The 12479-nt window shown below is 41.1% G+C and carries 11 protein-coding genes and 1 riboswitch; of the genes, 6 read left to right on the top strand and 5 right to left on the bottom strand.

Annotated elements, in window-relative coordinates; all coding sequences use genetic code 11:
• Positions 1-44: 44 nt before the first annotated feature.
• Positions 45-551, bottom strand: a complete 507-nt coding sequence (locus AAEY97_RS13650; RefSeq protein ID WP_243756290.1) for a TlpA family protein disulfide reductase — start codon at positions 549-551, stop codon at positions 45-47.
• A gap of 371 nt (positions 552-922) precedes the next feature.
• Here AAEY97_RS13650 and AAEY97_RS13645 point away from each other — a divergent pair, with 371 nt between their 5' ends.
• Complete coding sequence (locus tag AAEY97_RS13645; protein ID WP_192116301.1) at positions 923-2713, top strand: acyl-CoA dehydrogenase C-terminal domain-containing protein; 1791 nt, start codon at positions 923-925, stop codon at positions 2711-2713.
• Between the two features lie 74 nt (positions 2714-2787).
• Here AAEY97_RS13645 and AAEY97_RS13640 read toward each other — a convergent pair whose 3' ends face one another.
• The 4 genes from AAEY97_RS13640 to AAEY97_RS13625 all read right to left on the bottom strand — a co-directional run bounded on the left by AAEY97_RS13640 (position 2788) and on the right by AAEY97_RS13625 (position 7459).
• Positions 2788-3366, bottom strand: coding sequence for a thymidine kinase (locus AAEY97_RS13640; RefSeq protein ID WP_101086537.1), 579 nt, complete (start codon positions 3364-3366; stop codon positions 2788-2790).
• A gap of 159 nt (positions 3367-3525) precedes the next feature.
• Positions 3526-5085, bottom strand: a complete 1560-nt coding sequence (locus tag AAEY97_RS13635; protein WP_182744757.1) for a Na+/H+ antiporter NhaC family protein — start codon at positions 5083-5085, stop codon at positions 3526-3528.
• Between the two features lie 79 nt (positions 5086-5164).
• Positions 5165-5381: riboswitch (Lysine riboswitch) on the bottom strand.
• Between the two features lie 403 nt (positions 5382-5784).
• A complete protein-coding gene (locus tag AAEY97_RS13630) occupies positions 5785-6708 on the bottom strand; it encodes an electron transfer flavoprotein subunit alpha/FixB family protein (protein WP_101086535.1) in 924 nt (307 codons plus the stop codon).
• Between the two features lies 1 nt (position 6709).
• Positions 6710-7459: an electron transfer flavoprotein subunit beta/FixA family protein gene (locus AAEY97_RS13625; protein WP_059744357.1), complete on the bottom strand. Its 750-nt coding sequence runs from the start codon at positions 7457-7459 to the stop codon at positions 6710-6712.
• A gap of 435 nt (positions 7460-7894) precedes the next feature.
• Between AAEY97_RS13625 and AAEY97_RS13620 the strand changes: the two genes are divergently transcribed.
• The 5 genes from AAEY97_RS13620 (at position 7895) to AAEY97_RS13600 (ending at position 12415) form a co-directional block, all read left to right on the top strand.
• Positions 7895-8305, top strand: coding sequence for an H-NS histone family protein (locus AAEY97_RS13620; protein ID WP_101086534.1), 411 nt, complete (start codon positions 7895-7897; stop codon positions 8303-8305).
• Positions 8306-8468: 163 nt separating this feature from the next.
• A complete protein-coding gene (gene rcsF, locus AAEY97_RS13615) occupies positions 8469-8864 on the top strand; it encodes an Rcs stress response system protein RcsF (protein ID WP_350999379.1) in 396 nt (131 codons plus the stop codon).
• 152 nt (positions 8865-9016) lie between these two features.
• Positions 9017-9766, top strand: coding sequence for a tRNA (N6-threonylcarbamoyladenosine(37)-N6)-methyltransferase TrmO (gene tsaA, locus AAEY97_RS13610; RefSeq protein WP_350999376.1), 750 nt, complete (start codon positions 9017-9019; stop codon positions 9764-9766).
• A 4-nt stretch (positions 9767-9770) separates the two neighbouring features.
• Positions 9771-10382 carry an acyltransferase gene (locus AAEY97_RS13605; RefSeq protein ID WP_350999373.1) on the top strand — a complete coding sequence of 204 codons (612 nt, stop codon included), beginning with the start codon at positions 9771-9773 and terminating at the stop codon, positions 10380-10382.
• Positions 10383-10699: 317 nt separating this feature from the next.
• Complete coding sequence (locus AAEY97_RS13600; protein WP_350999370.1) at positions 10700-12415, top strand: proline--tRNA ligase; 1716 nt, start codon at positions 10700-10702, stop codon at positions 12413-12415.
• Positions 12416-12479 lie beyond the last annotated feature (64 nt).

Here is a 12479-nt window from a genome sequence, read left to right as displayed (position 1 = left end):
TTAAGTCATTTCGACTGAAATATCAGTACTGAGTAACATAATGATCAGTCTACTAAAAACTGCAGCGCTTTTTCTAAATTAGGATCGTCAGGATTAGATGTATTTGTCACCCACGCAATATGGCCAGTGCGGTCAATAAATACTGTTGTCGGTGTGCCTCTTACGCCATACAACTTAGCAACCTCATCTCCTAAAACCAACGTTTTCATCTTTACCCCTCGTTCTAGCAAGCTTTGTCCGGGAGTTGCGCCGACATCTTCTTTAAAACTAATACCAATCATTTGTAAGTCTGTATGTTGATATTTAAGCCGCAGCTTTTCTAAGCCGGGTTGAAGTTTTTTACAATATGGACACCATGTAGCCCAAAAATGCAAAATGACTGGTTTTCCCGCGTAGTCATGTAGATTAAATGGCTGACCATCAGCATGAGTTAACTCAAAGTTAGGAGCAACGGATTCTTCCATCTTCGACGCCGCATCAGCTATGTGTAACGGCATGAAAGACAAAAAGAACAATGCCAATATACTTATTCCAAACCAAACTAATTTCATCACTAGCCCCTTTTTGATGGCGTATTCTTTTGATAGATAATTTTGGATAGATAATTTTTGTAGATAACTCATAGACCGGACAAAAACGATTCTGTATTCGTTTGCAGAGCAAAAAAAATGGTTCATCAGTACTGAACTTTCTATAGGTGATTACGGTATTAATAAAGAGGCTAACAATACGCATATTTCAGAGTAAATAAATCGGTACATTAAACGTATAAAATTAAGTTTACGTTTACGTAAAAATAATACTGAGTTTTTACTCGAAATTGGGTATGGTTAGATAAATCAACTATCTGATTGGACCAGTAACTAACTACATTTTGTTGCCGAGACCCAACTAAAATACAACATAACCAAGGAATGATCTTATGCCAATTTACCAAGCTCCTCTTCGCGATTATCAATTCATTCTATCTGAACTGCTTAATGTCTATCAACAAACTGATTTACGTGGTTTTGATGAGTTAGATGCTGAGCTAACTGATGCGATTTTACAAGGTGTTGCCGATTTCAGCACTGACATCATGTTGCCACTCAATGCCAGTGGAGACTTAGAAGGTTGTAAACTGGTTGATGGTAAGGTCATTACCCCTACAGGGTTCAAGCAAGCTTATAAACAATACGTACAAGATGGTTGGGCAACATTAACTTGCGATCCTGAATTTGGTGGCCAAGGTTTACCCGAAGTTATCGGTACATTTGCAACCGAAATGAAAACAGCCACTAATATGGCGTTTGCCATGTATCCAGGCTTAACCCATGGCGCTTATTCAGCGATTCACGTTCACGGCAGCGATGCGCTAAAGCAAAAATATTTAGCCAAACTGGTCAGTGGTGAATGGACCGGCACCATGAACTTAACAGAGTCTCATGCGGGTACAGATTTAGCCTTACTGCGCACTAAAGCGGTTCCTGCTGGTGATGAACTGTTTGCTATTAGCGGTGAGAAAATTTTCATTTCGTCTGGCGATCACGACTTAGCCGACAACATCATTCATTTAGTATTAGCGCGTTTACCAGATGCACCGGACGGTGTTAAAGGTATTTCATTATTTGCTGTACCTAAGTTTTTAGTGAATGCCGATGGTAGCTTAGGCGAAGCTAACAAGCTTAGCGCAACAGGTCTTGAGCATAAAATGGGCATTCATGGTAACTCAACATGTGTGATGCATTTTGACGGCGCAATAGGTGAACTTGTTGGTGCAGCACATCAAGGTTTAAAAGCCATGTTTACCATGATGAACCAAGCACGTTTAGGTGTCGGTATTCAAGGTTTAGGCGTATCAGATATTGCTTATCAAAATGCTCTCGTTTATGCCAAAGAGCGTATTCAAGGCCGTGCATTAAGTGGTGTTAAGCAGCCAGAGCAAGCTGCAGACTCATTATTAGTCCATGGCGACGTGCGACGTATGTTGTTATCACAAAAGTCGTTCAACGAAGGTACACGTGCGCTAATGGGTCAACAAGCGCTGTGGCTTGACCAAGTAGAACGTCATACCGATCCAGAAAAAGCCAAACAAGCTAATGCACTTGCTGCGTTATTTACACCGATTGTTAAAGGCTTTGTCACCGACCAAGGCTTTAAAGCTTGTGTCGATGCCCAGCAAGTCTATGGCGGCCATGGTTATATTAATGAATGGGGTATGGAGCAGTTTGTGCGTGATATCCGTATTGCAATGATTTACGAGGGCACAAATGGGGTACAAGCACTCGATTTAGTCGGCCGTAAATTACTTGCCGACAAAGGTGCAGCATTAACTTTGTGGTCAGGTATGGTGAAGGAATTAATTCAGCAAAACGCGGCTAATGACGCAATGAAACCTTATCTTGCAGGCTTAATGGATGCCGCAGGCGATCTTGAAAAAGCGACCGGTTTTATTGTGCAGTCAGCCAGTAAGAATCCTGATCTTATTGGTGCAGCGTCAATGGCCTATATGCAGTTGTTTGGAATTACCGCACTAGCATGGATGTGGACTCGCGTTGCTGTAACGTCATTAGCCGCATTAGAAGCGGGTACTGAAGAGACGGGTTTTTACCAAGCTAAACTTAAAACCGCACAATTCTTTATGAGCTATTGGGGCAGCCAAACCCGCAGCTTACGCAAACAAATTGAATCGAGTAGTGCAGATATTGTCGATTTCGCAGAAGCCGATTTTTAATAAATAGTGACACGCAAAAAAGCCGCATCAATTAACTTGAAGCGGCTTTTTTATTCAGTTAAGTTGGGTTTGACTTAATCCCACAAAAACTCACGAAAATGCTTTCGACAAACCGACTCGTAACTTTCATTACCGCCAATGGCAACCTGCTCGCCTTCGCGCATCGGTTTACCGTCATGATCAAGACGCACGACCATGTTAGCTTTACGGCCACAATGACAGATAGTTTTAAGCTCAACCAACTTGTCAGCCCAGGCTAATAAATATTGGCTGCCTGGAAATAGTTCGCCTTGAAAATCATTGCGAAGACCATAGCACAATACTGGAATATCAAGATTATCAACAACATGAGTAATCTGTCTAACTTGTTCTTTACTTAAAAACTGACTTTCATCAATCAATACGCAATGAATTTTTTGCTCATCATTCGACGTCGAAATTAACTCAATTAAATTATCAGTGCTACCGAACACCTGCGCTTCGGTTTCGATGCCGATACGTGATGACACTTTGCCGACACCATAACGATTGTCTATCGATGCCGTCATCACTAAAGTGTGCATACCGCGCTCACGATAATTATAAGAAGACTGCAGTAATGATGTTGATTTACCGGCATTCATCGCCGAATAATAAAAGTACAGTTGCGCCAAAATGAAGCGTCCTAATGTTTAGCTAGTGAATGTCGTTCATATTACCTTTTCCAACATCGTAATAACAAATAAAAATGCCGTATTCATAACGAATACGGCATTTTTATTACAGCTTAAATTGGACATCTACCTACATACAGTAGGGCTTAGTTAAAAAAATTACTTCTTAGCCCAAAAGTGTAATATTACAATGCTGATGACAAACAACACGCTACAGCAAACTAACCCTGCGATTAATGAGCCAGTAAAACCTAATACGGTGTAACCGACTAAACTGATGAAAGCGGCAATTAAGGCATACGGCAGTTGAGTAACCACGTGATCAATATGATGACAACTGGCACCGGTTGACGACAATATAGTGGTGTCAGAAATGGGCGAACAATGATCGCCAAATACCGCACCAGACAATACTGCGGCCAACATTGGCAACATCATAGTACTATCACTTCCCATAGCCATATCTGCTGCAATAGGCAACATAATCCCAAACGTGCCCCAACTTGTTCCTGTCGCAAATGCGGTAATACCCGCTAATAGGAATAACACTGCAGGTAACATCGCAAACGGAATATTGTCAGTGGCTAAACTTGCCATGTACTTACCGGTTTCAAGCTGTCCAATCACACTCGAAATTGTCCATGCAAAAAGTAATATGTAAATGGCTGGCAACATCGAGCGCGCGCCAACCGACATGCCTTTGAGTAACATAGACAAGTCAACTTTTTGCTGAATAGCAAGAATGAGCGTCGCAATAAGACCAACTACAGAGCCAAAAAATAGTGACGAGCTAACATCGGTATTCTCAAATGCCCCAAGTACATTAAACGGTAAGCCTTTTGCTGCTAACACATCGGCGCCACTTGAAACCATAAAATACACTGTCGCAAACACCAATACCGCGATAGGTAAAAATAAGCCCATCACTTTACCGGTATCGGCTTCAGGTAAATCTGTAACAGCGCCAGGGGGTTGGCCTTTTGACTCATCAAACAAGTTACCCCGCAGTGCGTTTAATTCATGCTGGCGCATTGGGCCAACATCTAAGCTAAACGTTGCAACACACAGTAATAATAATAACGAAAAAATGGCATAAAAGTTCATTGGGATCATTTGAATAAAGACGCTCAAATGACCAGAATCTGTAAATCCATGAGCCGTTAAAATACCGCCAATTAAGGCGATAATGTATGCACCCCAGCTAGATACGGGAGAAATAACACACACCGGCGCAGCGGTGGAATCAAGAATATAAGCTAATTTGGCACGCGAAATATGGTAGCGATCTGTGATTGGACGTGAAATCGAGCCGACGACTAAACTATTAAAGTAATCATCAATAAACACTACACAGCCTAAAAACATGGTCATTAACTTGGCATCACGTTTATTGCGAATACGCAATTTAGCCCAATCAGCAAAAGCACGAGCAGAGCCACTGACAGTGATCAATGCTGTGATCATACCCAGCACAATCAAAAAGCCTAAAATGTACACATTCCAACTGTTCAGTCCGGCGTCTTTCCAAACTAACTGGCTGGCTGTATTTAAGATATATTCGCCACTGCCAACCAATGAGAAATCGGTTAGTAATAAGGCGCCGAAAACAATGCCAACCCCTAAAGATAGCAATACTTTACGAGTTAAAATAGCCAGAGTAATAGCCACAAGTGGTGGCAAAACAGAAAGTGCCGAATCGGCATAACTTATTATCATAATTTAATTATTTCTTCGTTGGATACGAATGGAGAAAAACTAGAAATAAGGCTAAACATACACAGGAAGTGTATGCGTTAACTTAACTAGTAGCACTCCACAGTAATATCCATTTAATATGAATATCATTCTTTTTATCAAGTCGATAAAAACACTATGACAGTGCAGTCCCTTTCGAGAACTGCCCCAACAAATACGGCTGATAACCCCATTTATTTCGGCATTGCACCCTTTTATGTCGAATTATTGGCATCACCCAATTCAACATGACTTTTATGCAACGCACCTCTACTTTTGTTGTTTGTAGTTAAAGCTCATTACACACAACGCGAACATACAATCATAAATTACATATTCTGCGCCAGTAAAAAGCACTAAACAGCACGACAAATAACAACAACATCAATTTAAACCACAATTGCATAGCATTAGTTTAACGTTTTTAAATCAAATGCACACTAGTGTAATGGGCACAAAAACAGCAACCGCATCAAACCCTGGATATTTGAACTGAATTTTTAAAAATCAACACCTAAACCAGTACTAAATCCAAGAGAAATCCAAGAGTAGCCCAATAAAAAAGGTTTCTACCTTATGAGTAGAAACCTTTTTAATCGTACAACAGAACGTTTAATAGCGCGTCAAAGTCGGCTGAACAACACGAGCTTAATCAACTCCTCCGTTTAGCGACTTAACATCTGATTAAACGAGGTTGTTCAATGCCGGTACCGCTTCAAATAAGTCGGCAACCAAACCATAATCCGCCACTTGAAAAATAGGGGCTTCAGGGTCTTTGTTAATGGCCACAATTACTTTTGAGTCTTTCATGCCAGCAAGATGTTGAATCGCGCCAGAAATACCCACTGCAATGTACAAGTTAGGGGCGACAATCTTACCCGTTTGCCCAACTTGCAAGTCGTTAGGTACAAAGCCCGCGTCTACAGCTGCACGTGATGCACCTACTGCTGCGCCTAACTTATCGGCTAGTTGTTCTAAAATGGCAAAGTTTTCACCGCTGCCCATACCACGGCCGCCAGACACAATAATGCCAGCATTACCGAGTTCAGGACGGGCTGATTCAGTGAGTGACTGAGAAACAAACTCAGTTTTTGAATCAATTGCTTGGCTTAAGTTGATGACTTCAGCACTGCCTGTTGATGCTACAACATCAAACGCACTTGAGCGCACAGTCATGACTTTCTTAGCATCTAAGCTTTGCACTGTTGCAAGCGCATTACCCGCATAAATAGGGCGTACAAAAGTGTCACTGCTTACAACTTCAATCACTTCAGAAATCTGGGCAACGTCTAATAATGCTGCTACGCGAGGCAATGTATCTTTACCTATACTGGTTGCTGCAGCCAGAATGTGTTCATAGTCTCCGGCAATATCAACAACCAATTTTGATACATTTTCAGCTAGTTGAGCACCATATTGAGCAGCATCAGCTACTAACACTTTACTCACGCCCGCTAAACTTTGTGCTGCACTTACTGCGGCAGAACAATCAGCACCAGCAACCAGTACATGAATATCACCACCAATGGCTGTTGCAGCGCTAACTACTTTCGCCGTGTCAGTTTTCAGGCTGACATTATCGTGTTCTGCTAATACTAAAATGGTCATATTAGATCACCTTCGCTTCATTTTTTAACTTATCAACTAACTCTTCAACAGAAGACACCATGATGCCCGCTTTACGCTCAACTGGAGGTGTGACGCTAAGTACTGTTTGATGCGCTCTTAAGCTCACACCAAGATCAGCCACAGCCATAATCTCTAATGGCTTGCGTTTAGCTTTCATAATATTAGGTAATGAAGCATAACGAGGTTCGTTCAAACGTAAGTCTACCGTCACAATCGCAGGCAAAGGCATTTTCAGCGTTTGTAGTCCGCCATCGATTTCACGTGTAACCGTAATCATGTCACCATCAATTTTGACTTCTGATGCAAATGTCGCTTGTGGCATATCAGTTAATGCTGCGAGCATTTGACCCGTTTGGTTATTGTCGCCGTCAATTGACTGCTTACCAAAAATAACGAGTTGTGCTTGCTCTTTTTCTTGCACTGCCTTTAACAGCTTAGCAATCGAAAGAGGCACTAACTCTTCATCGGTCTCAATATGAATCGCTCGGTCGGCACCCAGTGCCATTGCGGTTCTTAATTGTTCTTGCACCGCTTTAGGGCCAACACTTACCACTACAACTTCAGTGGCAATGCCAGCTTCTTTGAGGCGAACAGCTTCTTCTACCGCTATTTCGCAAAATGGGTTTAACGCCATTTTAAGGTTGGTCGTATCAACATTTGTGTTATCAGCTTTTACCCTGACTTTCACATTGGCATCAACTACGCGTTTAACAGGCACCAATACTTTCATAGGTTTTCCTTCCTACACCTTCAATGTATATGGACAACACACTGGCGTTCGCCAATGCAAGATGGGTTAACTTTACGTCCTGTTAACGTTAACGTCAATCAAAGTCAAACGACTGTTTACATATTTTTTGTTATTGTGGTGGCAATCAAACTAAACAAGTAGTGGATCATTAATTACTTAATGGGAATGCTTAATTAAAATTAATTGCATAATTAGATGATTTTATTTGATTCAATGCCAAATAGTTTCTATTATTACAGCTATATTCAGTATTGATTAAGCTGTATTAGTAATAATCAGAGAATTAATCTGACTTATATTAATAATAACGACCCAAATAAACAATATGAAGTACTGAAACTTACACGGAACGTTGATACTTTTTATCTCTTATAACTTTTATTTTATAAATAAATCATTAGGAAACTATACAACATGAGTGACTTTTTAGACATATTAACCCACGGCCGTCGTTTTAAAGCTGCAGTAAAAGAATTGTCTCTTGATGATTTACGTGAAACAGCGGCGAAATTAGAAAAAATCATTACCGAACGTCAAGAAGAAGAGAAATTAGAACTTGAAGCTAATGCAGAGCGTAACGCTCGTATTGCTGAAATTCTTGCTCAAATTGAAAACAGTGGTTTATCAATTGAAGATTTAGGTGATGTGACCTCTTCTGTTAAAACAGCTAAACCTAAACGTGCACCGCGCCCACCAAAATATCAAATCACTGTTGATGGTGAATTAATTCAATGGACTGGCCAAGGTCGTATGCCTACCGTATTCAAACAACAAGTTGATAGCGGCAAAAATATGAGCGAATTCTTAATTCCTGGTATGGAATAATTATTCTGATTAAGGGTTAACCACACCGTTATCCTTTAAAATAAAAAAAGAGCTTACTCCGGTAAGCTCTTTTTTTTATAACATTTGAGCGCTTTATCATCGCCATGAGAAAAGGTAAACTAACCATCGTTGATCCATTCCCCATTAATAGAAGGCTACGGCTATGACTTTTCCTCTTAAATATGCATTTATTGCTTCAGGTATAGCACTATTATTGAGCGCTTGTGCGAGTGATTATACGTTCAAAAGTAATTTAGACAGTAAAGCGATCAATGATTATTTTAAAGTCGGTGATGTACAGTTATATGAAGGTAGTGATCAACCTAAAGGAACGTTTGAAACTTTAGGTTTAGTGGAAGGCGAAGCCTGCCAAGAAAGCAAACAAGATGCACCACCACAAATGGCCGTAGCACGAAGCAATGCCAGAAGAGCTGCTGCAGATATGGGTGCAAATGGTTTTGTGGTTAAAAGCTGTTTTATGATTACTGAAGCAGACAATAGTTGTTTTAGCCGTGCACTTTGTGTCGGTCAAGCCATTAAAACTCCTACAGAAAAATAACAACTCAATATATTATATTGGCTGCCCATAAATGATGAGTGCTCATATAACACTCATCAACATTTTTTATATTTGATTTATAACTCCCTTTGTTTGCTTAATTCAGGTATCGCATGACACAAAGCAACGATCGACACAGTCAAACAGATCTAATGAATCATAAATCTAGCGTTCCGTTTAGCAGCCAATTAAATGCTGTTGCAATATGCAGAACACCTTACAAACAAAAGTTTGGTATTCCTCGTCAGCCAGGTTTAGTCAATGCGGTAGGTTATATAGAGTTTGAACCCGCGTTTAATCATATTGATACAGTAAGAGGAATAGAGCAATATTCACACTTATGGTTATTATTCTGTTTCCATGAAAATCTGGCTCAAGGTTGGAAAACCACCGTTCGCCCTCCTCGTTTAGGCGGCAATGAAAAACTGGGCGTTTTTGCTACACGCTCCACATTTCGTCCAAATGGTATTGGCCAATCAGTGGTAAAACTCCATGGAGTTATCCAACGTAAAGGAAAAGTGTGCTTAGTAATATCTGGAATGGATTTATTAGACGGCACGCCAATTGTCGATATTAAACCTTATATTCCTTTTTCTGATGCTATTTTAGACGCCAAAGGCGGCATCGCCCAAGAAGCCCCAATCCTCATCCCACTGACTTATACATCGTTAGCGACAGAGCAAATAAATCACTACAGCCAACAAGAGCAGTACCAAGATTTAGCCGCGCTTATTGAAGGAGTATTGTCACAAGATCCTCGTCCTGCATACAAAAAAGCCAAAAATGATCACAAACTTTATCAAGTGGCTTTATACGACTTAGATATCTTTTGGCATATCACAGCTCAAGGTATTGAAGTGTTAGAACTCAAACCGACAAAAGTTGAACTGCTGAAGGATTAAATCAATGGCAGACATAGATTACCAAGCTCAACATAAAAAACGCTTATCATGGATGCCATGGCTGTATTTTTCACTTAAACCAAAACATTTAACATGGGCAAAACCTTGGCAAGATGACATTCAACAACGGCTATGTCAGCTTGAAACCATTCATGTAGGTGAACAATGTTTTATTGCCCCACAAGCTCAACTTTTTGCCGAACCTGGTAGGGACATTATCATTGGCGATCAATGTATGATTGCCGCTGATGTGTTTATGCATGGCCCAATTACCCTAGGCAATGAAGTGGCCATTAACCATGGCTGCAGCTTAGATGGGGGCCGTAACGGTATAAAAATTGGCAGCCAAACACGTATTGCTAACAACGTCACGATTTATGCTTTTAACCATGGTATGTCACCCAGCGCACCCATTTATAAACAACCCGCGACATCAAAAGGTGTAGTGATAGGCCAAGATGTATGGATTGGCGCTCAGGCAGGCATTGTTGACGGTGTCACCATTGGGGATTGTGCGGTGATTGGCATGGGCTGCATTGTTACAAAAGATGTACCCGATTTTGCCATTGTTGCTGGAAATCCTGCCCGAGTTATTGGCGACAGACGCGATAAATAACCTCAGATACGTTGAATAGATAGGGTTATTCAATAAAGACAAATTAGTGGCAACTCATCGATATCAAACTTGCCATTGTTGTTGCTATCTAAGCACATTGACGCGACTATTGTGTTCTTATAACAAGTCAATACAACACTGGATAGAGGGATAGAAAGCTATTTAATATGCATTTATTATCCCGATGTGAAGTTTAATAACGGTCACTTGCGGTTAAAGTATAACAAAGGCTACTTTTGAGTCGAATTAGCAGGTGACATCATTGTTGCAGGTGCTAAAATGATGCTAATTCATAGCAACTATTTTGGACATTGGGAATGCGAGTTAGCAAGTACCTGCTTTCAACACAAAAAGAAACCCCTGCTAATGCAGAGGTGATTAGTCATCAGTTAATGTTACGTGCCGGTATGATCCGTCGTAATGCTTCAGGTCTCTACACTTGGCTTCCATCAGGTTTACGTGTTTTACGTAAAGTTGAAGCCATTGTTCGTGAAGAAATGAATAAAACAGGCGCTATCGAAATATTAATGCCGTTAGTTCAGCCTGCTGATTTATGGGTTGAAACGGGCCGTTGGGACAAGTTTGGTCCTGAATTATTACGTTTCCAAGACCGTAATAATCGTGACTTCGTATTGGGGCCAACCCATGAAGAAGTGATCACCGATTTAGTCCGTAAAGAATTAAGTTCTTACAAGCAACTGCCGTTAACACTTTACCAAGTACAAACTAAGTTCCGTGATGAAGTTCGCCCTCGCTTCGGCGTCATGCGCGCGCGTGAATTCTTGATGAAAGATGCCTATTCTTTCCATTTAGATCAAGAAACCATGGATAACACTTACCACGCTATGCATACCGCATACAGCAATATTCTGACTCGTATGGGATTATCATTCCGTCCTGTACTGGCTGATACTGGTTCTATCGGTGGTAGCATGTCGCATGAATTCCATGTACTGGCTAACAGTGGTGAAGATTTGATCGCTTATTCAACGGGTAGCGATTATGCCGCTAACATTGAAAAAGCCGAATCACCAATGCCAACCGACACTCTTGCCACGCCGACTGAAGCGATGACGTTAGTGGATACGCCTAACGCCAAAACGATTGCTGAGTTAGTTGAGCAATTTGGTTTAGTCATCACTAAAACGGTTAAAACCTTAATCGTAAAAGGTGCTACTGACGAAGCGCCATTAGTTGCCTTAGTTATCCGTGGCGATCACGAACTTAACGAAATTAAAGCCGACAAACTTGAATTAGTCGCGTCTCCATTTGAATTTGCTTCAGAAGCAGAAATTCGTGCAGCAGTGGGTGCAGGTCCTGGTTCTATAGGACCTGTTGGCTTAACGATGCCAATTATTGTTGATCATAGTGTGACTGTGATGAGCGATTTTGCCGCGGGTGCCAACACTGAAGCTAAGCATTATTTTGGTATTAACTGGGAGCGCGATTTGCCTCTAACGACTGCAGCGGATATCCGTAATGTGGTCGAAGGTGAACCAACGCCTGATGGCTTAGGTACGTATGCCATGGCTCGTGGTATTGAAGTCGGCCATATCTTCCAGTTGGGAACAAGTTATTCTAAATCAATGAATGCCACCGTGTTAGACGAAAACGGTAAAGCCCAAGTGTTATTGATGGGTTGTTACGGCGTTGGCGTGAGTCGTATTGTGGCTGCTGCTATTGAGCAAAACAACGATGAACGTGGCATTACCTGGCCTGAAGCGATTGCACCGTTTACTGTAGGCATTTTGCCAATGAATATGCATAAGTCACATCGTGTAGCTGACATTGCCGAAAAACTTTACCAAGACCTGGCTGATGCTGGTGTTGAAGTATTGATGGATGATCGTAAAGAGCGTCCTGGGGTTATGTTTGCCGACATGGAGCTCATTGGCTTACCGCATGTTGTCGTGATTGGCGATCGTAATATTGATGCAGGTGTATTTGAATATAAAAACCGTCGTACGGGTGAGAAACAAGATATTCCATTCGATGAGATTGTGGCGTTTTTAACAAATGCAGCTAAAGGCTAGTTATTAACAATATAACCTGTTAAAAACGCACTTTAGGGTGCGTTTTTTTATCGCTGCAAAACAC

It is taken from the genome of Shewanella sp. TB7-MNA-CIBAN-0143 (assembly GCF_040310065.1).
Classification (GTDB): domain Bacteria; phylum Pseudomonadota; class Gammaproteobacteria; order Enterobacterales; family Shewanellaceae; genus Shewanella.
Note: the sequence above shows the minus strand (reverse complement) of the source record. Positions and strands in the feature narration are given on the sequence as shown.

What these genes read in the sequence shown, in the direction of transcription:
- AAEY97_RS13650 (WP_243756290.1), bottom strand. Translation starts at nt 551, where the DNA reads ATGAAATTAGTTTGGTTTGGAATAAGTATATTGGCATTGTTCTTTTTG.
- AAEY97_RS13645 (WP_192116301.1), top strand. Translation starts at nt 923, where the DNA reads ATGCCAATTTACCAAGCTCCTCTTCGCGATTATCAATTCATTCTATCT.
- AAEY97_RS13630 (WP_101086535.1), bottom strand. Translation starts at nt 6,708, where the DNA reads ATGACCATTTTAGTATTAGCAGAACACGATAATGTCAGCCTGAAAACT.
- AAEY97_RS13625 (WP_059744357.1), bottom strand. Translation starts at nt 7,459, where the DNA reads ATGAAAGTATTGGTGCCTGTTAAACGCGTAGTTGATGCCAATGTGAAA.
- AAEY97_RS13620 (WP_101086534.1), top strand. Translation starts at nt 7,895, where the DNA reads ATGAGTGACTTTTTAGACATATTAACCCACGGCCGTCGTTTTAAAGCT.
- rcsF (WP_350999379.1), top strand. Translation starts at nt 8,469, where the DNA reads ATGACTTTTCCTCTTAAATATGCATTTATTGCTTCAGGTATAGCACTA.
- tsaA (WP_350999376.1), top strand. Translation starts at nt 9,017, where the DNA reads ATGAATCATAAATCTAGCGTTCCGTTTAGCAGCCAATTAAATGCTGTT.
- AAEY97_RS13605 (WP_350999373.1), top strand. Translation starts at nt 9,771, where the DNA reads ATGGCAGACATAGATTACCAAGCTCAACATAAAAAACGCTTATCATGG.
- AAEY97_RS13600 (WP_350999370.1), top strand. Translation starts at nt 10,700, where the DNA reads ATGCGAGTTAGCAAGTACCTGCTTTCAACACAAAAAGAAACCCCTGCT.